Consider the following 25,995-nt stretch of genomic DNA (forward strand, 5'->3'; position numbering starts at 1 on the left):
TAAAGCAACCCAAATACCGCTTAGGCTAATTTGGCTAAATAGATGCAAATCAGCATCTTGAAGAAAGCCATAAAACAGCTTAGGCAGGTTTTAATTGATTTAGAGCGATGTAATAGGCTTGGGTAAATATCGGTTTGACCTGTTTGGCTTGGATCGGTTCAGCACAACATGAGCACACCAAAACCGGTTTAAATTTTTGCCCACATGCCTGATGCACATATTCAACAGGTGATCCTAAGCCCTGATCCATATATTGATCAGCCCAATGGGTCATAGCTAAAAGGATTGGATACAAGTCTAAGCCTTTTTGAGTCAGCCGATATTCAAACCGTTCCTGACGCTCGACATAAGCAACTTTGGTTAAAATACCTTCTTCAACCAAACGCTTTAATCGGTCAGATAACACATGACGCGTCACCCCGAGATTTTGTTGAAAGTCATCAAAACGTCGAATGCCCATAAATGCATTACGGATAATCAACATGGTCCAACGATCCCCTAGCACTGAAAGCGCACGAGCGATTGAACACGGTTGTTGACCTATATCATCCCATTTCATTTTATGAACCATCAAAAATAACGACCAACACCCAATTTAATTCATGCCTGTTGATTTTGCAAAATCCTTTTCAATAATCTTTGTTGTACAAATCATAAATCCATCTTCATTTCCAATCATTTATTTCATCGGCTTGATCTGCATATGAACTAAAAATGTATTTTGTCTTTATTGTCCTCAATTATTTCTAGCCATGCACGCGTTGCGGGACTCATGGCAACAGTGGTATTCCAGGCCATACTGAGTTTCCAGTCTAGGTTTGGATTTTCTAATTCAGCCATATGGTATTTTGCCGCATCAAGTTGTTCACAATAAATTTTAGGCAGGAGTGCAATCCCGACATTTGAATCTACCATTTTGGCGATGAAGTCCCACTGGCTACTTTTACACACTACATTGGGCTCAAATCCGACGTAATTTGCCGCCTGTATAATGATGTCATTGAGTGTGAAGGTATCGTCATACAATAAAAAGGATTCTTCTTTTAATTCAATCAACGAAACGTTTTTTCGCTTACGCCACTGTGAGTTTTTTTTAGATAATAAACATAAAGGTGACTCCATCACTGGAATACCACTTAACACCGGTTTCAAGTGACCTAAAATGATCCCGACATCGACCTGTTTTTTTAAAATGGCATTTTCAATACCTGTTGCCCCTACCTCAAAAAAGCTCAATTCAATATTCGGGTATTTTTTATGAAACAGCGCGATTAACTGACTAAACATCACCGATGCCAATGGCGGTAAACCTAGAGTCAATTTACCTTGTTTTAAGGCACGAACTTGGGTGACTGTATCAAGCATCCGTTGTTGTTCATTCAATATCACCAAAGCATGCTGATAAATCTGCTCTCCCATATAGGTGAGCTGTGCTTCCCTTTTTCGACCTGCTTCTCCTTTATGAAATAAGGGTACGCCGATCTCGTCTTCTAACTGACGAATTAATTTACTAATGGTCGGCTGAGTGACAAAAAGCGCTTCAGCTGCATGACTGAAACTCTGTTTTTGCACGATGGTCACAAAGACTTTTAAGCTTTTAATGTCCATTATTATTCCATTTAAGCATAATTAATAATTAATTATTCATAATTATACAGGGTATGCACTTTTAAAATAGCGTCATCTCCTATTCTGCTGTCGTCTCATGGATACGCTTCCACAATCTACTTCCAAATTTACACAGTTTCTCAAGACCTTAGCCCAGCTAAGTTTATTGATATTGATCTGGTGGATCGGCTCTTGCATTCAATCATGGTTTAACTTGCCGATCTCTGCTGGCGTGATTGGTTTATTGCTGCTATTAGCTGCATTGTTGAGTGGTTTATTTAAAATGCAGTGGGTCAAACAAGGCTCAGATTTTATTTTGGCTGAACTGGTTCTATTCTTTATCCCCTGTGTAGTTGGATTAATTAAATATCAAGATTTATTACTCAGCTCTGGCTGGCAGTTAATTTTAGCCGTGGTACTGGGTACTGTCTGTGTCATGGTGTTTACAGCATTTACGGTTTATTGGGGCTTTAAACTCGAGGCAAAAATTAAAGCGAAACACCAAACTGCGACAGATCATGATGTCAACACAGCAGGAAAAACCTTATGAACGATTTTGGGTTGAACAGCATCTCTGTATTGTTTTTCGTCCTGACCCTTATCGGTTATGTTTTGGCGAAAAAACTACATCGTAAGTTACCGTATATGGTTCTTTCCCCTGCACTATTCGTCCCGTTTGTGCTGATTATACTCATGCTTTGCTTTCATATTTCATATGACACCTATATGCAAGAAAGCCAATGGATTGTATGGATGCTCGGCCCTGCCACTGTGGCCTTTGCTATTCCCATCTATGAATATCGACAAATTATCCGTCAGCATGCACTGAGCATTAGTTTAGGCATCGTGATTGGTATGTTAGCAGGGATTATCAGTGCTTTTTATTTGGCACAGTTGTTTCAGTTTGACCAAGAAACGTCTTTTAGCTTAATGGCACGTTCCATTTCTACCCCCTTTGCCATGGAACTTACCTCAAATATTGGGGGTTCAGTCGAATTGGTGATTCTATTTACCATGATTACTGGGATTGCCGGCGTGGCTATGGCTGACCTAGTTTTGGCTGGGCTTAAATTGCATTCACGCTTTGCACAAGGTGCGGCTCTTGGCAATGCTGCACACGGATTTGGTACAAGTAAAGCATTATCACGTCATAAAGAAGAAGGTGTTGCAGCCTGCTTGAGCATGGTACTTGCTGGGGTCTTTATGGTATTGCTTGGGCCATCGCTTATTCATTTAGTCATTTATCTATTGGGATAAATAAAAAGCCCAGTGCAGTCTCTGGGCTTTTTAAATGATGATTTAAACTGTTTCATCTGTAAAACTATACAGCTAAATAATGTATTGCTATGACAAACGCTAAAAGACTCGACACTTCTGTGATTTCAATCGCGGCACCAATTGTATCTCCTGTCACACCACCTATACGCTGAATAAATTTCCATCGTAAATACAATAAAGTACAAATAAATGTAAGAATACTGACCACTCCAGTCCAGCTAAAAGACAAACATGCACTTAGGCAGAGTATAAAGACTAGGTATGCCGACTTTCGTGGAATAGTTTCTGCTATCGATGAGCCTAAGCCTTTTTCGCGAACATACTGAGTTGTTAAAAACAAAAATAAAGGGGCTAAACGTCCCAAGACTGGAAATACAATTAATGCCAAATACATTTGCTGTTGTAGCAAAACATAAAGTGCCGACCATTTGAGTAAGCAAATCACGACGAGGCTCAAAACACCGATCGGCCCACATGCAGGGTCTTTCATGATTTTTAGTGTACGCTCGGCATCACCAAAGCCACCGACCCACGCATCTGCCGTATCAGCTAAACCATCTAGATGTAATCCACCTGTGAGCCAAATCCAAACTACCAGCAAAATACTGCTGAGTAAGATAATCGGCAGACTATGCAATGTAAAAGCAAGCAAGGCAAGAATGCCACCGATCAACAATCCCACCGCAGGATAAAACAGTAAAGACTGTCCATTTTGCTGTTTCGATGGCATCGCTTTAAGGTGAATCGGAAACGTCGTGAGAAACTGTAGAGCAATCCAAAAAGGTGTCATTCACTTTGCTCCAAAAGACGGATATTTGCGCGATTTTGAACAATGAATGAATTTAATTGTCCCAATTCGGCAGTCATTTTTAATAAATCATCTAAATGACTTTGCTGTGCCATACATTTTAATAATTTAATCACGCCACCATGGGAAACCAATAAAACGCGGTGCCAATGATGCTGTTGAGCCTGCAAGACTAGCTCATCTAGACCGCTTAATATCCGTTGTTGAAATTGCTGAAGACTTTCTGCATTCGGCGGCGTAAATGTGCTGGGACTTTGCCAAAACTGTGCGAGTAACTCTGGGGTGTTTTCATAGATATACTTGGTTGATATTGCTTCCCAGTCGCCAAAATGCATTTCTTGAAACTTCGCATTTTCAAACATTGGACGTTCAAGTTGTTGAGACAGTTCCAAAGCAAATAAACGGCAGCGCTGTAAGTCAGAAGTGATGATGACATCCCAGCTAGCTAAACCGCGTGTATACGTGCCGTCTAATGCATTATCTATAGTCTGCTGCATCTGCTGCCAACCATTTTGCGTCAAAGCATCATCTGTAGAGCCACGTAAGGTATGGCTCAGTTCAGTCTCACCATGACGCAATATATCTAAACGGAAATGTTCCATTTAAACTTTTTCACCAATCACAGCAGCTTGCGCGAAAGTTGCCATATTGTTATGTAAACGACATGCCAAACGAATTAAACCCAAGGCTGCACCGGCACCGCTGCCTTCACCTAAACGTAAATTCAACTTTAAGAGTGGTTCAGCTTCAAGGGCTTGAAGTAAACGTTGGTGCCCATATTCAGCCGATTGATGACCAAAAAGCATCCATTCACGTACAGCAGGATTTAAACGAACAGCGACCAAGGCAGAAACCGTACTAATAAATCCATCCACGACCATTGCTAGCCCCAATTGCGCACAGCGAATGTATGCTCCAACCATCGCGGCAATTTCCAAACCACCTACGGCACATAGGGCTTTAAAGACATCTTGGCCAACATAGTCCTGATGTAAGGCTAAAGCTTGATCAATCACTTGTTTCTTATGTGCCAATTGTTCAGCACGAATACCTGTACCAACACCTGTCAGTTTTTCGGCCGGCTCATTAAATAAAAAACATGCAACAGCAGAAGCAGAACAGGTATTGCCAATGCCCATTTCCCCTGCGACATAAATAGACGCACGTGCAGCGATAGCATCTTCAACACTTTTACGGCCGAGATTCATCGCTTCAATACATTGTGATTCGCTCATCGCAACAGTTTTAGCAAAATTTGCCGTCCCTGCTGCAATACAGTGGCGCTCTACCCCTGCATATTCATACGCATCACCCACAGAACCACAGTCAATCACTTGTAGTTTGGCTTGATACTCACGTGCAATGACACTAATACATGCACCACCTGTCGTGAAGTTTTGTAGCATTTGGCGTGTGACAGCTTGAGGATAGGCCGAAATATTTTCTTCCATCACACCATGATCACCAGCAAAGATGGTAATCCACGGAAAATCGATATTGGGCTGATCTGTGTTTTGTAATGATGCAAGTTGCACCGCTACATTTTCAAGTTCTGAAAGCGAGCCCGTAGGTTTAGTTAGCTTTAACTGGTGATTTACCGCCTGTTGCTTAGCTTCGATACTCGGATTTTGACAGGGTTCTTGCCACCAGTTCATGCTTTATCTCCTTTTAAGATTATTGGAAAACCTGCAACACAAAACACCACATGGTCAGCAATTTGACCAATTTGTTGATGTAAGCGCCCAGATTCATCGACGAATTTTCGACTGATTTGCCCCATGGGAACAACGCCCAGTCCAGTTTCGTTACTGACTAAAATAATGTCTGACTTTAATGTTGGCAGCACCTTAAGTAATTTTTGGCATTGATGCTGTTGAAAGTCTGCTTGTTCATGCAGCAATACATTACTCATCCACAGCGTTAAACAATCGATAAGAATGGTTTGATGCGCTTGGTCTATTTCAACTAAGCGATCGGCTAAATACAAAGGCTCTTCAATCAGCCCCCAATGTTCAGGTCGGTCCGCTTGATGATGCTGAATTCGCTCCTGCATTTCCTCATCATAGGCTTGTGCTGTAGCCACATAGATGACGGCTTGAGCACTTTCTTTGGCTTTTCGTTCTGCAAGTCGGCTTTTGCCTGAACGTGCCCCACCCAAAATGAAATGAATCATGACTGTGCCATCTCTATATTTTGTCTGAACTGATGTTGATAATAAGGACTCAAAGCCCCTTGTAATACTTGAGCCTGATAATGACCAAAAGTCAGTTGCTCGCTTTCAAAATCAAAGCTGTGCTGCTCAATTTGTTGGATTCTTTCAAAAATATCATCGCTATTCCACGCCTGTTTATACAATCCCAATGTGATATGCGGACAATATTCGATTGGTGCAATTTCATTCGAACTTAAATTCAAAGCTTGACGTAGATGGTCGAACTTACGATCTACATCCACAATTTCAATAAACAGTGCGCTTTGAAAGCTATTGATCTGACCTGTACGTAACCGAATATTAGATAGCGATAACTGTCGAAGTTGTTGTTGGTGAAGTGCCAATTCATCTGCTGAGAAATTATCATTCCATCGTTGTTCAGAATGATCGATTAATTGGGTTTTATTTAACTCTTCAAAAAAGCCACAAATAAACACGGTGATATGAAATTGGCGCGTATTCGGCGTGTATAAAATATCTGAAAACTGCGCTCGAAGTGCTGTGAGATATTCCAATAATTTAGGATCCTGTATTTCTAGATACCACAAAGCATAGTGCTGACGACCTTGATGCCAATCGGGATAATCCTGATTGAGCGTCGGTACGACTTGCGTTGAAGGTTTTAGAAACACAGATAAATCACTTTAAATTCAATCTGCTTTATTAAAGCATGAATCAAAACAGACTTTGCCCAATTTTGATTTAGTAATATTCAGTTAGAACTGAAATTCATTCATCTAAGAGCTTTCTTTAATAAAAAAATGCCGAGTCATACTCAGCATTTTGATTCAATATACATTGCGCACAGATAAGCATTATATTTTAGGCAAATTTCGCAGTATCTTTCTGATCTTGCGTTACAGCATGGTTTTTCCAAGATGTAAACTGCTCTGTGGACTGATCAGAAAAATGCTGCAACTGTATCATTACATTGGCCTCAATCTGTTCAATACGTTCCAGTTGTTCAAGCTCGTTGGTCTTTTTCAGTTCTGAAAATTGCAACTGGATAAAGTTGATAGCCTGATCCATCGAACATTGATTTACACTCACGGCATACATCAAACCATAGACAATCCCTTGTTGTAGATGTGTTGTCTCCAGTCCATATTTCACATTGGTCGCCAACGAGCCCAACACTCGTTCATTAATTGCAAGTTTACGTAAAGGATCTCGTGCCACACGCGCACATGGGTCTTTATACGCATGTTCACAAGAGTTTATAAAGCTTTCTGCCAGTCGTGTTAAATCAAAAGCACGATTTGGTAAGCGCAGTGCTAAACCAGCCTTCACCTCGTCAATGAGTTCATGCATAAATTGATCAACACGATGATCTGCAAGTGCCACACCTATGGTTTGATGATTGAACAGTGCAGATTGCCAAGCCAACATGGCATGTACGCCATTCCATAAGCGATTTTTGATTAGCTGAATATCTTCAATATGATCGACCAAAATCATTTGACGCATTTTTTCTAACAAAGGACTGTTATTTTCTACATAGATCGGCATGTCAGATTCTGCGTTAAATAAAATTAAATCCATGCTTTGCAATATATGACTTGGGTGGAAATTTCGACGCATATCCTCAACATATAAAGTGGCTTGACGTTCCTGATCAGGATTTAATTTCGTCGCATCTTCTAAGTCTAATTGAGCATTCACTTCAACTTCATCTAATTGAAATTGTTTGAAGATATTATATTTTATACGGAGCTGACGATATAAGTTTTGGTCACTTAACTTAGATACCATGCGGTTGACCACGGTATCGCAAAAATAGTGTTGTTGCATGATTTTCTCTGCAACAACCGCTCCAGCAAGCTCAGTTAAAGCCTGTTTTAAATGCGACATTAATAATTGTTTTGCTCCGACTTTGTTCAAAATGATCAGCATCGTTAGAGGTTCGATGGCTTTCTCATCATGTGCAATATGTCGTGCATACAGGCCTTGTGCAATGGTTTTGGCCTCTTCTGCAATCGCTTTTTCAGGCAAACAGATGGCAACCAAACTTGACTCTGTGTACATCTCTTGCATCTGCTGAATATTTTCAGCATCAATGACTGCCATGTTTTCAATGCGTTCGTCATAAGACAATTGACCATAGCGAATACAGTAGGTACCAAATGCATTGACCGCAGAGCGATATAGAGGGTTACGAGTCGATGCATAAATTTTTTTCGGGCGTGTATAACCATCCCAATGCGACAAAATTTGTGCTAAATAACCACCACCAATCGCCCCAAAACCATGAATACCAACAGTGAGCTGATTAAGGGTTTGTGGAAAAGCCTCTTGCACATGCGGCATCTCTAAATGCGCAGTGAACGGGTCAAGTTCCGTCAAACAGTCATACATACATTCATAATAATATTTGGCTTTGGACAGCATGTTTTGATTGGGCGATTTAATATCTTTAAACAGTACGGTAATACCGCCAGCGTCAAAGGCCGAAGTCACACCATTTTCCGAGTCTTCAAACATCAAACAATCAGCAGGATTTAAATTCAGCTTTGCGGCAGCACGCATAAATATTTCAGGATGTGGCTTACCATTTTCAACTTCATCGCCACAGACTAAGACATCAAAGAACTTATACACATTGGCATTGATGAGATATTCTTCTGCGATTGCACGGCGACTCGATGTTGCCACGGCCATCCTCAGTCCTGACTTGCGTAAGCGTTCTAATACTTGAACCAAACCTTTTTTGATCGGTACACCAAACTGACGAACATGCTCCAGTTCTAATTCATCTGCGCGTTTGCGAATATCTGCGTATGGAATGTTTTCATCATATTCGGCTTGGGCCAATCGATGCGCGCTTTGTGCACTTAGCCCCAAACAATTCATCAGATATGATTCGGAAAACTCAACACCGGTCAATTCAAGAGATGCCTGTTTCAATGTTTGAAACCGTAAACGTTCAGTATCAAACATTGTTCCATCCATATCAAAAATGGCGCCCAGAACCAAATCATTATTAAATTTAAGCATTTAACCTCCGTTATTTTTTTATGTGAAAAGAATAACGGAGAAAACTATTGATTCAGTACTTTGAGAATTAATGAAACAATTGTGGTTATTTTTTAATCAAAAAGCTTGCTTTTAAAATCTATTTTGTAAGATCAATCACCGATCAAGTAACATCATGTAATCAAAACCCACTGTTGTCAGGATGGTACGGTCTACACAGTGATCTATTGCTGTAAATATACAATTCACTGCAATTTCACTCAGTAACTCGCTTCACGGTTTGAGTTTTGGTTTGAAATAAAAAGAATACGATCAGACCGAGCATCACTAAAAATAAAAAATAATACGGAAATTCTTTGTGCCACTGATATAAACCCGTACTAATCAGTGGCCCGACAACAAAGCTCAAAGCCTGAGTGGCTGTACACCAACTTGCCACCTTAGTCTGTAACGCACTGGGCGCCGTTTGCGCTGCACCCGTTGTAAATGCAGGGATTAAACATGCAACCGATATACCATATAAAAGATATGTAGCTTGAAATATCTGTAATTCAGTGGTGAAAACCGAAATCAGCAAGGCTGCTGCCATGCTAAACAGCCCAACCCACAGTAAGCGATATACGGACCAATTTAAATACTTAGAAATCAGCGTTTGCATAATCACCAAAGCAATACCTACGACGAGAGAACATTCTGCAAAATGCACTGCGCCTTCTGCAGCAGTCATATTAAAGCGGTCTTGAATATAAAACCCGGCCGTTAAATTTACGGTCACGATGGCAAGATAGAGACTGAATCCCAACATTAACCATGGATAGCAGAGCTGAATGCTCAAATCTGTAGATGGTGACTCATGCTTTTCTGTCACTGGCTTTTCAACGCTATGCTGTTCGGTATGTCGGTCAAAGCTGAACACCAAGACCACAGAAATCAACGCTAAAATAATGATTGCTGCCCAAAGCGGCGTCATGATTCCACCAAAGCCCAGCAGCAAGGTGGTTAGAAATGGACCAATGATCACGCCTGCACTATTTAATGCACCGAATTTTGACATTGCTTGTGAACGCTGCTGCTCATTGCTAAAACGGGTCATCACATAAGTTTGCAAGGCAATCTGTGGCATCGCCATAAATACCCCAGTCGCTGCGCGTGACAACATTAATAAACTAAATAGCAGCAACATCCCTATATGAACAGTAAGGCCATACATCAACACGGCTGTAAATATCCCCCATGTCACAGCCATGCCCACAAAACCGATACTCAAGAGTTGATAAATCGAAAACTTAGATTGATTTTTTGAAATGTAAATGGCACCAACAGCCATCAGCAGCGCACCGACGGAAACCATCGCACCGCCTTGTAGTTCAGAAAGTTTTAACTCACGAACCAATGGCGCCAACAGCGGCAATATCATCGAGAAACTTGCACCATTGGCAAGACTGGCAGCAATAAACAGTTTGTTATTTCGATCCATTATTTTTGTTATCCATTTTTAATGGCTACGTTATAAACAATAGAGGTGACTTAAGCCACCTCTATTTTGTAAGTCACGATACCGTGCTTTAAACCTGATTCAGGCTTTAAATCAGTATTTCACCGTATAACTTAAACCGTAGGTGCGACCTTGAGCCGCTAGGCTAGAAATTGGGCCATAGACAGTTTCAACCGACTGGCTGTATACCGATTTATAATCCGTATTCCACACGTTGTAGACACCAAAGCCCACATTACCCGGTCCTACTTTTGCATTGGCAATCACGTCCATCGTTGCAAAGCCTTTAATTGCCGCTGCTGGAGCAGATCCATATTTCACAGCGTCTTTTTGGGCTTTGTCAGTACCGCCAATCGCTAAAGCTTGAACACGTAGGCTCATGTCATTATCAAATTGCCATTCTGAAAATGCTGTTCCTTTTAAAGGTGCCACACGAATGGCATCCAATTCTTGCCAGTCACCTTGGGTATTTTTAAATTGGCCCGTGGTATATGCAACTGTGCCTCCAACCGTCCAATTCGGTTGAACTTCATAACTGGCATTGGCTTCGACACCATAGATACGTTCATCGGTATCAATAACATCAATGGTGTAATTCGGCGCACCGAATTTCAGGCTCTTGTCTGAGTCATTATAAAAAGCCGTCACACCGGCATTTAAACCACCGGCATTTTGTACACGCCAACCGAGCTCATAGTTATTGACTTTAATCGGGTCAATGGTTTGGCTATTAATCACAGAATTTGCTGGCACATCACGCAGCATACGTTGCACATCGGGCAAGTTTGAACCTTGTGAGAAATTGGCAAACACTTGCTGTGCATCTGTTAAGTGATACACCGCGCCAACATTAAACAGCGTTGCATCATGTTTTACTTTGCCGCCATTCAGTGTTTTAGCCACATAGCCTGGGGTTAAATCTGCGGTGATGGCTTCCATATAAGGCACAGATGAATCAACATCGCTTTCTACCCGCTCATGGCGAATGCCGGCTTGTAAACCAAGACGGTCGGTTAATTCATATTGCGCTTGGGCAAATACGCCAAGTTTTTCTGTTTCAACATCTGGGCCAAAGGCATAATAGTTAAACGGCTGATAACTCAGACCATTACTTTGAATAAATGTAGCACTGTCATACATTTGGATATTTTGTTGATCTTTTTCATTTTCATAGTCCACACCATAGGTTAGCCCCAGTTCACGACCATTTAAGTTAAGATCTTTTTGTAGAGCAACACGCGCGCCTAAAACATCGATATCGGTTTCTGACTGATACACCAAGAAGAGTTCAGGTGCCATTTGACGTGCAGATGGGAACCACCGTGCTTTTTCATTTCGATAATAGGTTTCAGCATTTAGACGGTGGCCTAAAATATCTTGATTTTCATATTGTGCGTTGACGCTATAACGTTCAGTTTGTGGTTGTTCGGCAAGTTGTAAGCCTTTTACCGCATTTAAAGACAACGGCAGCTTGCCACCCACGGGCTGTGAGCGCAGCGCATTTAAATTTGGACCATAGTCTGGACCATAGTCACTATCTTGCTCATCATTATAATATTGCGCACCAAAACTCAGCGTTTGACCATCGGCAATTTTCCAACTGACACGACCATTTAGATCTAAAGTGTCGGTATCTTGACGGTCTGTTTGTGCAATTTCAGGCCCAATACGGTTGCCATGACTATCCTGTATTTCGCCACGTTTGGTATAGCTTGCACCTAAAGTTCCGCGTAAATTGCCTTGATTAAAGTTCATGGTTTGTGCAGCTTCATAAGCTAGCGCATCAGACTTAAAATTATTACCAGAAGTGACACCGACTTTCGTTTCAAAACTCAGCGGCTCAGATCCACCTCGTTTGGTGATGATATTGATAATACCGCCTGTTGCACCTGAACCATAAATACTACTTGCACCTGAGACCACTTCAATTCGTTCAATCATCGACGGGCTAATACTCGCCAGTTGTCGAGATCCATCACGATATCCCGTTTGCGGCACACCATCGATCATGTATTGCACCACACGTCCACGCATGGTCATCCCATAGTTAGACGTTGTACCACTCGATGGAGTCAGTGATGGCACCAATAAACCGACAATATCGGCTGTGCTTTTACCTGCATTGGCTTGTTTTTCAATTTCTTCTTTAGGAATGCTGTACACCGTACCCGCAATATCGGCAATGCTTTTCGCAGAACGAGTTGCCGTCACAACAATCGGTGCCATTTTAGTAGCTTCTGCAGTTTGCGTTTCGACCGCAGTATTTTGTGCAGTGTCTGTCGTGACGTCTTGCGCATAAAGCTGAGTGCAAATTGCTAAGCTGAGACAAGTCAGTTGCATCGGTAGAGCTAAACGTTTCATATTCTTTTCCATTTCTTAGAGTTCCGATTGGGTCGGAAGAGTTTGAGTTTTTAAATTTTGCGTTTTTAAAACAATGCGTTGACTAAGCAAGACACTGATTACTGAGCCGATTGCCAATACCAAGTAAAAATGTCCATAGCCTAATGATTTTGCGAGAAAGCCTGAAAATGCGCCGCCAATGAAGTAAACGAGCAATTCAAAGCACACTAATATAGTGAAATCGGTACCCGCCTGTTCTTTAGAACTGGTCTGCATGAAATAGGCATAAAGTGATGTCATGGCGATATAACGAATGGCTAGCATCAGCACGACAAATAGACCTAAAAGCAGATGCCATTGATTCAACCACCCCAATACAACAGCTGCCCCAATGACGGCATATAGCAATGTACGTAACCATCCTGCCCAGACCAACAATTGCGTTGCTTTGATTTTTTTCAGCAATACAGCTGCACTAACGGCTGCAATCAGACCGACACCGGCACCCACCACAGACATCAACACCCCAATCTGAGACAGTGACCATTTTTGATCGATCAACATGGGATTGAGCATCGCCATTGCGGGTGCTTCAACCACGCGATAACAAACAATGAGTAGCAAGGCCCAACGAATCTCTGGTCGTTTAAACGCTTGTCGTAGGCTTGGTTCGGCTTTGGCAAGTTGAGTTTGAGGCTCTTCTTGAATAAAAAACACAGCAAACATGGTTAAAAATGTCAGCAGCGCTAAAGTTGTGAGCGCTGACTGCCAACCCCAATATTGGTAAATCCATAAAGTTGCAGCGCCACCAAGCATGCTACCGACGGCCACCCCAATACTCTGTGCCATACTGCCCAGACGGTAATTGCCTTCGGTAAATTTCTCTACGGTATAACCATCAATCGCAATATCTTGCGTTGCCGCAAACGTTGAAATCCATAAACCAACAATGACAAATAAAGTCAGCCCATAAGAAAACTGCGTAAAGGCTAAAACCAGTACCCCCAGTACCAATGCGATTTGCGTAAACAACAGCCATGTTTTACGTTTACCGAGTTTTTTGACATAGAGCTGATCGATCCAAGGCGCCCAAAAAAACTTGAATGCCCATGGAATATAAAGCAGCGATAACATGCCGATCCAGCGTAAATCTACCCCTTGATGTCGTAAAATGGCAGGCAAAGCCACATTGTAAAAATACAAAGGCAATGCATGTGCTAAGTACAAAATAATCACGACGCTCAAACTCAGGACTGAAATTTGAGATGGTGAAATTGCATGATTTAATTTTCTTGAGTGTTGTTGCATATCCACCTCTGCACTGCCCATTGCAGCGCATCAGACTGTTCTAATGAAACGTAATAAGGCACACGCCACGCTGCATGCAGCGCGGGTGTATTTAAACGTTTGAAGTCATCTGGATCTTGCGCAATACGCACCAGACCCAAACAATATTGAAAAAAGAGATGTTTAAACTTCTTGTACCAAACGGCCTGTATTTGCCGATATTCTTCAGGAAAAGTCGTTCCCTCAGCCGTTTGCATAACCAAAACAAAGGGCTGACTTTTCAGAAAAAAGCGCTCAACTTGAGTCAACCATTGTTCAAACTCTTCCACTGAAACATGCGCTGAAAAGCGCATGTCCAGTATGTGCATGTGGGTGCAGCGATAACTCATGACACCGCCTTAGCTAGTTGCTGATGCTGAAATGCCTTGGAGTCGTTTAAGTAATGACCAAATTTTGAATAAAATGTTTCTCTAAAGCAGTAATACAACATGGCGGTCTTTTCAGGCATTGGGATTAGGCGCTGCGCTTCATAGCACATGTCTTCAACTACGACGGCATAAGGCTTCACACTATGATCAGGCTCTCCCACAATCTTGGCTGATGCAGCATTTTCAAAGATATAAAAACTCAATAAACGCATGACGGGACGTAAATAGCCTTTACCAAAAACGGACTTTTCACCAAATAACAAATGCCAACCTAGATCAAGCTCATCACCGTCGTAGTACAAACCTAATCGATCCCGTTTTCCTTCGTAGATCTCTGTGTAGCCCACATCTTCACCATTTACCCCCACAATCAAAATTCGGTGATGATCATCTGCCAGCATTTTTTCGTAATACACTTTTAGTTCAGTTTCTGACTTATTGAGCTGCCACTGTGGAATAACATGCGGTTCATGCATCCATTTATGAACCAAAGCCATATCTTCTGGATATTGCATTTGTCGTAAGTAGTATTGCGTCTCATTCTCATGGTATTCATAAAAATCAGGTAGTTGTCGTGATAACGTTGTCATGATGTCGTCCTTTAAATTTGTTTAATCTTTTCTGTTCTTAGCTCAAAAATCTGTTTATGACGCAATACGATTAGTTGTCGTTTTCTGTTCGGCGGTATGCTGTTGTTTCGCCCACTGATTTAAAGTGCTTGGACTCACAGGGTTTGCAATAGGATCTAAAAATACAGGTACTGGTCGTTCTGCTTCGTCGTTATAACTGGTGGTAAACAGTCGAACACGGTTCAGACAAATTTTCTCGAAACGTGGACGGAACATACTGAATTTTTCAATACGATCTGCCAATTCAGGATGTGCCTGATGAAATTCGTCAATCACGGTGGAGATGGTTTGCCAAAACTCAAGTTCTGTATGCTGTGGATAATCTTCAAGGAAGACATTACAGATATAGCGGTAATGCACTATGAATAAACCTGTAAAGATAAAGTGACTAAGTTCTTCAGCAGGATGGCGCAGTAAAATTTGCCCTTCAGGTGGTAAATTTTCGAGTTCAGGAAAATCTTCATCAACTAAATTGACATCATCAATAAAGTCCTTCAGCACCATTTTTTTCGGTAAGCCATTTTCATGGATCAACATGGTGTTTTCACCGTGCGGAGAAAAAGCTAAACCATATTTGTATAAGCAAATTAATAGCGGTGTTACACAAACTTCGGCAAATCGTTTCAGCCATTGCAAAGGCGTCAAACCTGAAGCCTGAATCAACACGGATAAAATAGACCGACCATTTATGTCTCGATGCAACAATGCTGCTTGGGAAAGTGCTAATTGATGCTCACCGATACAAGGCTCGACACTTTCACGCCATAAGCAACCAAACAATTCTTTAAATTGGTAAGGTGCACCATCTATCTGATCAAAACATGGCTGTTGTAATGTGAGACTTGCAACTTCGCCTAAAAATGCTACCTGTGTTTTTTGCAGGTCTACATCTTGATGTTGAATGTCCTTCAGCCACGCGGTCACTGCCGGTGCAGCCAAATTTCGTTTTGAAGGCAGACCTCGATATACCGCGGTATTAAAGATACTGACGGGTAACTTCACATAATGCCGCTCAGGATGACTGGTATTGCATAAAGTACGAATGGATTGCATTGGCACATAGTCGTCTTGTCCAATTTCCAATTCGACAATGCGCTGATCAACGATTTCATTGGCATAGGTCGGGATTAACCACTGATGCCATTGCCATGCATGTACAGGAATAAAGAAATACTCAGCAGCATTTAAGGCTTTGTCCGCCAATTGCTGTTGAAAATCGTGTAATTGCGCAGAATTCAATTCATGGCGATATAAGCTTTGCGCATCCCAAGCCTCGGTCGAACGAAACTCAGCTAAATCACGATGAACAGCTAACCACAGAACTTTGACCGTTGGAGAAATCTCTGGTGCGGAGCTTAAATAATCATCATAGCCAAAGCCCATACGGCCTTTACTCATAATAAGCCATGGGTGTCCACGTAACATGCCTTCAATTTGATAGTGTGGCGCTGACAAGACAGCATGACTCAGCAATCGCTGTTCATCAAAAACATGGGCTTCTGCTAACCATGTATTGTTCATTTCTTTAATCAAATATGCCTTGGTAAATGGTTTCACCTCAGCTTGATTTGAAAAAGCACGAATAAATTCATGCAGATTCCATGCGGGCTCTGTTGTCGATTCACTTAACTCTCGAACGCTCCCTTCAACAATACGCCAATGCCCAAGCAGAAACTGAGTCGCTTCAAATTGATACGTTTTATCATCCAGTTTGAGTTGCCAAGTGTTATTTTCCACTTGCTGAATCTGAATAATTTCTTCATATAAAAACTCAGCAATCGCCATTTCAATCAGTCTTTGTCCTGCACGGCGCCACTGCGTTTGATTTATCTTTAATTTTGCAAATGTCATTATAATTTCTCGAGTTTAACCGTATTCTGTTCTTGCTTATTCGGCATGGTCGTATTGCGGTTCATTGCATAGTTGGCAATGGTTTTTTTAACGGATAAAGGTCTTTGGATATTGGTTGGCGCTGATTTCTTCACAATGCCCATACTGTGCATTTCAGTATTTTCACTGGGTGAAAAATGTTGGAAACTTTGTGCTTGATCGCCTAAATCGTATAAGTCAAAACCCAATAATTGATTAGCAATGACCGCTGCACGGTGAGCACCCAGCCCTAAATCTGGTGTTCCTACGCCGTGGCTGTGCATTTCCTGATTTTGAACAAAAATTTCACCGACAGCGTCATGCTGTACGCGGTAGTCCTGACTGATTTTCCAGCGGCCGAATTCATCACATTGAATCAGTGGTTTTAGATATTTGAGATATTGCCACTCTGGACTGTGATATCCCGTTGAAGCCACAACAAAGTCTGCATCCAGATAGAATTGTTCTGATGTGACTTTATGCTGAAACTGCAAACGGATGCCCGCACCATGAGGCTCGGCATCGACCAAACCCACCTGAGCATGTAAATGCGTCTGTTGAATATTTTGACCAATACTCCGGTGATACAGTTTTTGGTAAATATCACGGATGGTTTTTGCACTGATGCCCTTATATAACAAACCTTGTTGTTTCAGTTGTTCGGCTTTATTTTCAGGACTTAGTTGATAAAAGTGCGTAGTATAATCCGGACTAAAATGCTCTAAACCCAGCGGCGCATATTCCATCGGGAAAAAACCATTAGAACGGGTCAGCCAATGCAATTTAAACTGCGCTGTTGTCGTCTGATCCTGCAAATATTGACGATCAAACAGATCCATAAAAACTTCGGCCGAAGACTGGCCTGATCCCAGTACAACCACATTCCCTTTCAAGTGATTTAACGCTGCATTGCAATAATTTGCAGAATGTAAGCAACGCTCTGGATATTGCTGTTGTATGTCTTTTAGACACTGTGGTAAATGCGGAACATTACCCGAACCAATGACCAAATTTCGGCATTGATAACGTCTAAAACGTCCATCTTGCTCAACCATGACTTCAAAGCCTTGCTCTTGGGCATAAATGGCTTTTACGGTTGATTGATATTGAATATGCTCTAGTTGGTCTGCAACCCATTGACAATAATGGTTATATTCACGTCTAGGAATCTGAGCTTGTTCTAAAAAATAGAATTTGTATAAACGCTGCTGCGCCTTTAAGTAATTTAAAAAACTAAAAGGACTGGTTGGATCGACCATGGAAACCAGATCGGCCATAAACGGCACTTGCAGTACTGTATTGGGCAATTGCATACCCGCATGCCAGTCGAACTGTGGTTTCTTTTCAAAAAATTGATACTGCAAATGATTTTGCTTATGTAGCAAACTCGCCAAACTAAGGTTAAATGGCCCTAAGCCTATCCCAATAAAATCAAGCATATTGCACATCCTTCTGTTCCACACATAAAGGATTTGGCAATTGTACATAAACCGATTGCTGATGGACTGGAGCAATCAATTCATCCAGCTCATACAAGCGCGTCAACAGATTACCTTTATACGGTAAGGTTGGCTGATACAGTAATGAATGAATCAATGAACTTTCTGGATAAGCCTGATGCAAGGCCAACAGTTCATTTTGCAATATCGATATCAACACTTGTTCTGTGACATATCCAGTTGCACCAATTGCATTGATAATGCCGAATAAAGTATTACCAAAGAAATAATAGCTAAAGCGCTCATCGACAAAGGCTTTGGAACCCACGGCATGCGCTTTTTCTTGCAACTCTGGAAATGCGCTTAAGACCTCACCTGCAAGTTCTTCGATATAGTAAAAGCCTTGATTGTCACGCAGCCATAGATATTTAGGCATTGCATTTTCAAGCTCAAGTAAGACATTTTGCTGATGTGATTCAAAGGCCATTCCGTATTGATGGTACAAATACATTAATGGTTTTAGACTGATAGCTAAGAATTGTTTAAACCAATTGATCGCAATGGCGCTTTGATTAAGTTCAGGTTGTTGTTTTTCGATTTGTTCGAATAGTGCATTAAAACGGCTTTTCGGCTGTGCAGGATGCTCTTGGCACAATGACGCAATACAACTCACCTGCTGCTTTTCACTGAAAGGCTGATCACGGAAGATGCAAATAGTTTCTTCGACGATTTCATCATCTATGCTCAATGCCATCCACGCAGGATCATTCACCGCTTTGAGCGTTGGGCATTGTTGTAAAATACGTTCACCGAGACTTGAATGCCAAAGTCGATGGGTCATTTCACCACGGTGGCATTCTTTGGCAAGGTTGACTCGGATTGAATTGGTGATCATTACAGATAGTGATGGTTTTAACATCCACGGCGCTGCAAAACTTGCCATAGTCCGTACCGAAGTTGTTGGTGAAAATGCCCAACCTTTCTCGCCAAAATCGATAATTTTTAATTTGGTTTTTAAACTTTTAAACCATGCTTTTGACTGTAAATAACGTGCTTGCCAAGGATGCAAAGGCAATAACTTATAATGCGAATAAGCATTCAGTAGTGCTTGATCTGTTTCTGATAAATGCCATTGCAATTCGCTTTTCAATTGCACTGATACAGCTTGATCTAAAGCTGAACTTTCTTGAATATATTCTGGAGCTACCAACCAATAATGCAGTTGGCTGAGACCTTTGGCTTCTGGCGAATACCTTTCCCAATCTTCATGCACAAAACCGACCCGACTTTTCGGTGCAGGATGCATGCTGTGCCCTAAAATTAAAGCTTGTTCCGATTCAATGAAACTTTGTTCCGCTTGGACCAAAGCCTCAAAATCATGTTCACGTAGTGTCAAAAATTGAATAAGCGCTTCACGACTTTCGATCCAACGCTCTAATAATGATGAAGCATCCAGTGTATGACCTGACTCTTGTACGAGCTGTTCAAGTAATAAACTCGCTATCGCGGTGATACTAAATGACTGTTTCTGTCCTTTATTAAAAACGTATGGGATATCTGCAAGACGATGTCTACCAACAAGGCTGACATAAGATAGTGGTACAAATAACTGTGATTGTATGCAATCTAAGGGGATGTATAACAACGTCAAGCCTTGGCTAAACGTCAATTGTGATGAATTCTGTTGATACTTTTCCAGCAAAATACCTTTACCGGTTTCGTGTGAGTATGCATTGACAAGATGCTGCATCGCCAAGCGATTTGCAAGCTCTTTCATCTGACCATATCCTCTATTTTTAAGCTTTTCCAAGCTTTGTCATGTAATTATGTTTCTTTAACTGTGCAAGTAATGCTTAGTACACTGGCCAGCGTGAAACTATGTTAATGATTGCATTTTTGTGAAGATTTGCTACAGGATTGCAAATTTGGTCTTATCTCTATGTATTTAAAAATTAATTTTTTTGATATGAACTTTTCTGTTTTTATTTATACAATTTTCTGAAATGGAACTAAATGATAATTTTCTCATTTAGCATAGAAAAAATGAATCACCTTGTTTATTTATCGGACATTTTGTCACATTGTGCAACTTAAACTAAAAACCCATGTCTTTTACATGGGTTTTTATATTCTGCTTTCAACCGAGCAATTATTTAATCTAGGTACGAAATGTGCAGTTAAATTTTAATCATTGAAGACTTTACTAACACCATACTGGCCATACATTCTTATTGCCAATAAGCATGTATTTCATAACAAACACCTACTGATTTCTGATCCATATCTTCTATTCAGACTGGTTATACAGCATGAATTATGTACTCCAACGATTTGGTTGAAATCAATCAATTGATTTAACAACCCAATCCAAAAACTTGTGCTTATCAAAAAAGTCAGGTGCAGCATTTGCAAATATACTTTTTTCTTTGTTGTTAAAGATTCCTTTGTAATAAAAAGACCTATCTGCGGTAAATTTTGAGTCATCCCCTTCATGCAATTCTCTAAAGAAGATCGATAACTGCATAAATCGACTTTTAGATGCTAAACTGTGTTTTTCTAATACAAAATTATAGATTTGCTCAATAATCGCTTTCGAATTTGAATAAGGCATTTTGTTGTCTCTTAATTTGATCACACTTTCAAATTACAGCTTTTAAATTAAAATACAACTGTTTTAGTCGGATTTTAAATACCTATTTTTTATAAGTATTTTTATAATTAAACACCTTTAAGTGCTATTAATGAATCAACCTCTAAACATGAAGTTTTACTAAATTCTACTTCTGCAACTTCATGCATTTTCGTTATTCAAAGCTAAAGAAACAACAAAAGTGTAGTCTTAGCTAGAACTTCCAAATTAAAAATAATCAGTTGGAGTGAATTGATGAGTATTAATATGCACAAAATACGTATTAACCAAGATTAAAATGTTAAAAGTTTTAGCTGAACAAGGACTTCACCTAGATGTATATCAAAATTTTAAAGTTTATAAGTATTCTCATTTTTAGCAGTATTTTAACAACAGGATGTAAATCTTCACCGTCTCCTCAGCAAGAATTAGATGTACAGGCAAATTTTTTCCCGTCTATGTTGAGAATTGATGGAAATCTCTTTGCCTTAGCGAATCAAACACCTCCTAATGATTTAACTATGGAATTATTTAAATCAACACTACTCAAAGCAACTATGTTGAGAAAATACGAAGTTGAAGCCAAAAATAATTTTAGTTTAGAAAAAAATAGAAATCCAATTGAGCTGAATTCAATGTGTTTGATGACTAAATTTCTTCTAAATAAATCATATATTCAAAAAGCTAATCTCAATCCTGAATTTTATGAAGATATTTACGGCTGGATTAAAACAAAGAATAGTTCTTGGGAAAACTTACTTAAAGAGACTAAACCCGGAGAGTTCGAATATTCATGTGTGATTTCTCCTTCAAATATCCCCAATTAAGATGTGACATCGAACCAAAAAGCCGCTTAATGCGGCTTTTGTTATTTTATAGATTTTGAAGTGGAAGGTATTCCCTCTAAATTCACTTAAATTTAAGTAGTCAAAAACCGCACTTAAACATCTATCACATCAGCAAAATTTGCACCCAAAACTTTTGCTAAATCCTCGGGTTTTAAACCAATATCCAAACCACGCTTACCACCACTCACATAGATTTTAGCTAAGTTCTGTGCAGAAGCATCGATCACAGTTTTTAAGCGTTTTTTCTGTCCAACTGGACTAATACCACCTACCAAATAACCGGTTAAACGCTCTGCATCCTTTGGGTCTGCCATTTTTAGTTTTTTACAGCCAAATGCTGTGGCCACTTTTTTCAAATTCAGCTGATATTCCACTGGCAATACGGCAACAAAGTAATTTTTATCGTCCGTAACCATCAATGTTTTAAAGACTTCTTCGACAGTTAAACCAAGTTTTTCCGCAGCTTCTAAACCAAAACTTTTTGCTTCTGGGTCATGGTCATATTCATGAATTGTAAAGTCGATTTTATTAGATTTTAAGAGTTTACATGCAGGTGTCATTGCTTTTTCGTCATTCCATTCGGACAACTAGGAAAACTTGATTATAAGCCTATTCTAGAAAGACCGGCGAACACTTTTATATTTTTCATGAACATGACTTGTGCAATAAGTTTGAGTTGAATACATTTAAATAAAGCAAAAATTTCAAAAAAATATGACAACGCTGACTCAAGACCTCATCCAATTATTATCTGTAGTGCCCAAAGATCAGGGCTACTTTTTGGCACAGAGCAAACCTCTGTTTGGTGACCATATTTTTGGTGGGCAATTACTTGCTCAGAGCATAGTCAGTGCATCCTTTACCTGCACACTCCCACTCCACTCTTTACATGCCAACTTTATTTCTGCGGGTCTTGCAAATCATCCCGTATTATTTAAAGTCGAAAATTTACGTGATAGCCATAGTTTTTCTACACGACAAGTGACCGCCATACAGCATGGCAAACCAATATATATGGTGATGTTGTCCTATATGAAAAACGAAACGGGTATGGAGTATCAAATACCCGAACCAGATCTGATCCAACAGTTTCCACCAAGTATGCTCAAAGAGGAGCAATTCTATAAATCGCAAATCCAATCATCTATTTCACCTGAATATCTGGCCACATTTTTACAGCCTTTTCAGCTTATATCTAAACCGATTGAATACGTGCTGACAGATTTTCCACCGTCCGGTCAAGCTTCTGTCTTAAATCAAAATCAATATGCAGAATATTTAAAACTCCATGATGCCTTGGATGCACAATTTGACCAACTTCATATACATCAGGCCATTGCAGCATATTATTCAGACTATAATTTATATTCTGCGGCGCTCAAAACACATGGTTTAAATTATCTGTCTCCTGAAATCATCGCAACCAGCCTTGATCATTCGATGTATTTTCATCATACCTTTCGGGTGGATGATTGGGTTTTCTATGACATGAATACTACCCGAACCTCTCAATCACGTGGGCTTAGTCATGGGCAAATGTGGCAAGATGGAAAATTAATCGCAAGTACTACACAAGAAAACTTAATGCGTTATACAGGTAAATCTTGAGCCCTGTGACAATCTTTAACATTCAAATTCTTGTTAAGTGAAGCATCCAGCGTATAAAATTTATGCAAATCATACCGCTATAACAATAATATGCCTTCGATCTACCAGCTTAAGCCTGCATTTCAAAACCTGCTTCGACCTTTGGTTAAATCACTTCATCATCTTGGTATTACGGCAAATCAAGTGACCCTATTGGCAATGTTCATTTCGCTTGCTGTGGCGTTTTTCATTTATATTTATTTCTCTCACAATGGTATTGGCATTTTACTGCTAATTTTTCCTGCATGGATGCTTATTCGTATGGGTTTCAATGCTATAGATGGCATGCTGGCACGTGAGTTCAACCAACAATCCAAACTCGGTGCTTTTTATAATGAATTATGTGATGTGATTTCTGACTCAGCACTATATTTTAGTTTAATTTGTTTTGCTTTTATTCAAGCCGAACTGCTAATTTTGACCTGTTTTCTCGCCATACTTGCTGAATATACAGGTGTGATGGCGCCATTAGTGGGTCAAGAACGTCGCTACGATGGTCCAATGGGAAAAAGTGACCGTGCTTTTGTATTTAGCATCATCTGTATCGTGATCGTGACTTCTTCTATATTTAACTTCGGTTTAAATACATTGTCTCTTATTTGCAATAGTATTTTGATTATTATCATCTTTTTATTATTTATCACGATTTATAACCGCATTAAAAATAGCATTATCAACCCACAATAAATTTCAGTTTAGATCGTCAGTCGATTTATTATTTTGAGAACAACACAATGTATAACAATACTCAGCATACCTTTACGAGCCATGATGGAACATCCTTGTTTTATCAACATTGGGAAAATAGCAGTTTAAAAAGCAACCGTAAGAAAAAAGCGGTGATCTTATTTCATCGTGGCCATGAACATTCGGGACGAATGGCGCATTTGGTTAATGAATTGAATTTGCCTGATTTTGATTTTTTCGCTTGGGATGCGCGAGGTCACGGCAATACCCCAGGTGAACGTGGTGATGCACCTAGCTTTTCTGCATGCGTTCAGGACATTCAATATTTTATTCAGCATATTGAACAAACTTACCAAATTCGATCAGAAAATATAGCAATTGTAGCTCAAAGCGTTGGTGCTGTTTTAGCCGCGACATGGGTGCATGATTATGCCCCTAAAATCCGTGCTTTATGCCTTGCCTCGCCTGCATTTGACATCAAACTCTATGTGCCTTTTGCAAAACCCGGCTTAACACTTCTCAATAAATTCGCTGGCAACTTTTTTATTAATAGTTATGTCAAAGCCAAAATGTTGACGCACGATACTGCACGTGCGCAGAGTTATGACACTGACCCGCAAATCGCTCGGGCCATATCGGTCCGTATGCTGCTGGGTCTATATGCAGCCTCAGATCGAATCGTTAAAGATTCACAAAATATTTTTGTTCCTACACAGGTTTTATGTTCGGGATCTGACTACGTGGTGCATCAAAAACCGCAATTGGCGTTTTATCAAAAACTCCCTCATCCAATGAAGGAATTTCACGTCTTAGATGGTTTTTATCATGATACCTTGGGTGAAAAACATCGCAAAATCGCCACAGATAAAATCCATCGCTTTATTCAACAATGTTTTAAACAACCCTATTCCGCACCTAAACTTTTAGATGCAGATAAAATTGGCCCGAGCTGTGCTGTAGCAGAAACCTTAAGTTCAACGCTTCCAAAACATTCTTTAAAACATGCATTTTGGAGCTTAACCAAACAAAATCTTAAAATTGGTAGTCTCTTTTCCAAGGGTTTAAAAATTGGTGAAGAGACAGGATATGACTCCGGCAGTACCTTAGATTTTGTCTACAGAGATAAATCAGAAAGCCAAAATGCACTGGGTAAAATCATCGATCGACAATATTTAAATGCGATTGGTTGGCGTGGTATTCGCGTTAGAAAACAAAATATTGAAGCGCTATTAACGAAATATGCTTCTAAGTTAAATGATGCCCAACACGCGGTACGGATTATGGATATTGCAGCAGGCCATGGCCGATATATTTTAGATGCTGTACAAAAACTGCCTGAGCAGCCTGAATCTATTCTGCTCAGAGACTACAGTTCAATCAATGTACAAGCGGGTCAAGCAATGATTGAGCAAAGAGGTTTAAGCCAGATTGCCAAGTTTGTAGAAGCGGATGCATTTGATACCACATCACTAGCCAGTGTTGAACCTAAACCTACTCTAGCCGTGGTCTCAGGTTTATACGAATTATTTAGTGATAATGATTTACTTAGACAGTCCTTATCAGGCTTGAGTCAGGCCATTGAGAAAGATGGTTATCTTATCTACACAGGTCAAATTTGGCATCCGCAACAAGAGTTTATCGCCCGTGCCCTGACCTCACATCGCCAAGGAGATGCGTGGGTCATGCGTTTACGCTCACAAGCCGAGATGGATGCCTTGGTTGAGCAAGCAGGATTCAAGAAAATCGATCAAGTTATTGATGAGTTTGGTATTTTCACCGTTTCCGTTGCACAAAAAATTTAAGCTTGGATGGTCAATC

At 40.3% G+C, this 25,995-nt stretch carries 24 protein-coding genes; 6 read left to right on the top strand and 18 right to left on the bottom strand.

Features of this window, described 5'->3' with window-relative positions; genetic code table 11:
* Nucleotides 1–79 precede the first annotated feature (79 nt).
* Together FTT99_RS04835 and FTT99_RS04840 are read right to left on the bottom strand one after the other, a co-directional pair.
* Complete coding sequence (locus FTT99_RS04835; RefSeq protein ID WP_078191046.1) at nt 80–559, bottom strand: helix-turn-helix domain-containing protein; 480 nt, start codon at nt 557–559, stop codon at nt 80–82.
* 149 nt (nt 560–708) lie between these two features.
* A complete protein-coding gene (locus FTT99_RS04840; RefSeq protein ID WP_180078900.1) occupies nt 709–1,608 on the bottom strand; it encodes a LysR family transcriptional regulator in 900 nt (299 codons plus the stop codon).
* 97 nt (nt 1,609–1,705) lie between these two features.
* Here FTT99_RS04840 and FTT99_RS04845 point away from each other — a divergent pair, with 97 nt between their 5' ends.
* Entirely contained in the window at nt 1,706–2,158 is a 453-nt protein-coding gene (locus tag FTT99_RS04845) for a CidA/LrgA family protein (protein WP_180115562.1), read from the top strand.
* Complete coding sequence (locus FTT99_RS04850) at nt 2,155–2,865, top strand: LrgB family protein (protein WP_180129673.1); 711 nt, start codon at nt 2,155–2,157, stop codon at nt 2,863–2,865. Before FTT99_RS04845 ends, FTT99_RS04850 begins: the two co-directional genes overlap by 4 nt.
* A 64-nt stretch (nt 2,866–2,929) precedes the next feature.
* Here FTT99_RS04850 and FTT99_RS04855 read toward each other — a convergent pair whose 3' ends face one another.
* From FTT99_RS04855 to FTT99_RS04925, 15 genes are all read right to left on the bottom strand, one after another.
* On the bottom strand, nt 2,930–3,676 hold the full coding sequence (locus FTT99_RS04855; protein WP_111884332.1) for an adenosylcobinamide-GDP ribazoletransferase: 747 nt from the start codon (nt 3,674–3,676) through the stop codon (nt 2,930–2,932).
* The gene (locus FTT99_RS04860) at nt 3,673–4,296 is read right to left on the bottom strand and encodes a histidine phosphatase family protein (protein WP_180129671.1); all 624 of its coding nucleotides are present in this window, start codon (nt 4,294–4,296) and stop codon (nt 3,673–3,675) included. Before FTT99_RS04860 ends, FTT99_RS04855 begins: the two co-directional genes overlap by 4 nt.
* On the bottom strand, nt 4,297–5,349 hold the full coding sequence (gene cobT / locus FTT99_RS04865) for a nicotinate-nucleotide--dimethylbenzimidazole phosphoribosyltransferase (protein ID WP_180161271.1): 1,053 nt from the start codon (nt 5,347–5,349) through the stop codon (nt 4,297–4,299).
* Entirely contained in the window at nt 5,346–5,867 is a 522-nt protein-coding gene (gene cobU / locus FTT99_RS04870) for a bifunctional adenosylcobinamide kinase/adenosylcobinamide-phosphate guanylyltransferase (protein WP_180129668.1), read from the bottom strand. Before cobU ends, cobT begins: the two co-directional genes overlap by 4 nt.
* A complete protein-coding gene (locus FTT99_RS04875; RefSeq protein ID WP_180129666.1) occupies nt 5,864–6,538 on the bottom strand; it encodes a 2'-5' RNA ligase family protein in 675 nt (224 codons plus the stop codon). The genes cobU and FTT99_RS04875 overlap by 4 nt, the downstream gene beginning before the upstream one ends.
* A gap of 190 nt (nt 6,539–6,728) precedes the next feature.
* Complete coding sequence (mtlD, locus tag FTT99_RS04880; RefSeq protein ID WP_180129664.1) at nt 6,729–8,900, bottom strand: bifunctional mannitol-1-phosphate dehydrogenase/phosphatase; 2,172 nt, start codon at nt 8,898–8,900, stop codon at nt 6,729–6,731.
* Between the two features lie 235 nt (nt 8,901–9,135).
* On the bottom strand, nt 9,136–10,356 hold the full coding sequence (locus FTT99_RS04885) for an MFS transporter (RefSeq protein WP_180161273.1): 1,221 nt from the start codon (nt 10,354–10,356) through the stop codon (nt 9,136–9,138).
* A gap of 111 nt (nt 10,357–10,467) precedes the next feature.
* On the bottom strand, nt 10,468–12,735 hold the full coding sequence (locus FTT99_RS04890) for a TonB-dependent receptor (RefSeq protein WP_180161275.1): 2,268 nt from the start codon (nt 12,733–12,735) through the stop codon (nt 10,468–10,470).
* Between the two features lie 15 nt (nt 12,736–12,750).
* Complete coding sequence (locus FTT99_RS04895) at nt 12,751–14,022, bottom strand: MFS transporter (protein WP_257230539.1); 1,272 nt, start codon at nt 14,020–14,022, stop codon at nt 12,751–12,753.
* Nucleotides 13,998–14,390 carry a hypothetical protein gene (locus FTT99_RS04900; protein ID WP_078190999.1) on the bottom strand — a complete coding sequence of 131 codons (393 nt, stop codon included), beginning with the start codon at nt 14,388–14,390 and terminating at the stop codon, nt 13,998–14,000. Before FTT99_RS04900 ends, FTT99_RS04895 begins: the two co-directional genes overlap by 25 nt.
* On the bottom strand, nt 14,387–15,019 hold the full coding sequence (locus FTT99_RS04905; RefSeq protein ID WP_168378659.1) for a GNAT family N-acetyltransferase: 633 nt from the start codon (nt 15,017–15,019) through the stop codon (nt 14,387–14,389). The genes FTT99_RS04900 and FTT99_RS04905 overlap by 4 nt, the downstream gene beginning before the upstream one ends.
* 54 nt (nt 15,020–15,073) lie before the next feature.
* Complete coding sequence (locus FTT99_RS04910; RefSeq protein ID WP_180161279.1) at nt 15,074–16,909, bottom strand: IucA/IucC family siderophore biosynthesis protein; 1,836 nt, start codon at nt 16,907–16,909, stop codon at nt 15,074–15,076.
* On the bottom strand, nt 16,909–18,366 hold the full coding sequence (locus FTT99_RS04915) for a lysine N(6)-hydroxylase/L-ornithine N(5)-oxygenase family protein (RefSeq protein WP_180129655.1): 1,458 nt from the start codon (nt 18,364–18,366) through the stop codon (nt 16,909–16,911). The genes FTT99_RS04910 and FTT99_RS04915 overlap by 1 nt, the downstream gene beginning before the upstream one ends.
* Entirely contained in the window at nt 18,359–20,143 is a 1,785-nt protein-coding gene (locus FTT99_RS04920; RefSeq protein WP_180129654.1) for an IucA/IucC family siderophore biosynthesis protein, read from the bottom strand. The genes FTT99_RS04915 and FTT99_RS04920 overlap by 8 nt, the downstream gene beginning before the upstream one ends.
* Before the next feature lie 564 nt (nt 20,144–20,707).
* On the bottom strand, nt 20,708–20,977 hold the full coding sequence (locus tag FTT99_RS04925; RefSeq protein ID WP_180085067.1) for a hypothetical protein: 270 nt from the start codon (nt 20,975–20,977) through the stop codon (nt 20,708–20,710).
* 353 nt (nt 20,978–21,330) lie between these two features.
* Between FTT99_RS04925 and FTT99_RS04930 the strand changes: the two genes are divergently transcribed.
* On the top strand, nt 21,331–21,822 hold the full coding sequence (locus FTT99_RS04930) for a hypothetical protein (protein ID WP_180131961.1): 492 nt from the start codon (nt 21,331–21,333) through the stop codon (nt 21,820–21,822).
* 113 nt (nt 21,823–21,935) lie between these two features.
* Here FTT99_RS04930 and ybaK read toward each other — a convergent pair whose 3' ends face one another.
* Complete coding sequence (gene ybaK / locus FTT99_RS04935; protein ID WP_180022788.1) at nt 21,936–22,403, bottom strand: Cys-tRNA(Pro) deacylase; 468 nt, start codon at nt 22,401–22,403, stop codon at nt 21,936–21,938.
* A 154-nt stretch (nt 22,404–22,557) separates the two neighbouring features.
* On the opposite strand from ybaK, the gene FTT99_RS04940 reads away from it, so the two are divergent.
* The 3 genes from FTT99_RS04940 (at nt 22,558) to FTT99_RS04950 (ending at nt 25,979) form a co-directional block, all read left to right on the top strand.
* A complete protein-coding gene (locus FTT99_RS04940) occupies nt 22,558–23,451 on the top strand; it encodes an acyl-CoA thioesterase II (protein WP_180131959.1) in 894 nt (297 codons plus the stop codon).
* 90 nt (nt 23,452–23,541) lie between these two features.
* Entirely contained in the window at nt 23,542–24,177 is a 636-nt protein-coding gene (locus FTT99_RS04945; RefSeq protein ID WP_180131957.1) for a CDP-alcohol phosphatidyltransferase family protein, read from the top strand.
* A gap of 47 nt (nt 24,178–24,224) precedes the next feature.
* On the top strand, nt 24,225–25,979 hold the full coding sequence (locus FTT99_RS04950; protein WP_180131956.1) for a bifunctional alpha/beta hydrolase/class I SAM-dependent methyltransferase: 1,755 nt from the start codon (nt 24,225–24,227) through the stop codon (nt 25,977–25,979).
* Nucleotides 25,980–25,995 lie beyond the last annotated feature (16 nt).

This window comes from Acinetobacter sp. YH12040, from assembly GCF_013420005.1.
Taxonomy (GTDB): domain Bacteria; phylum Pseudomonadota; class Gammaproteobacteria; order Pseudomonadales; family Moraxellaceae; genus Acinetobacter; species Acinetobacter amyesii.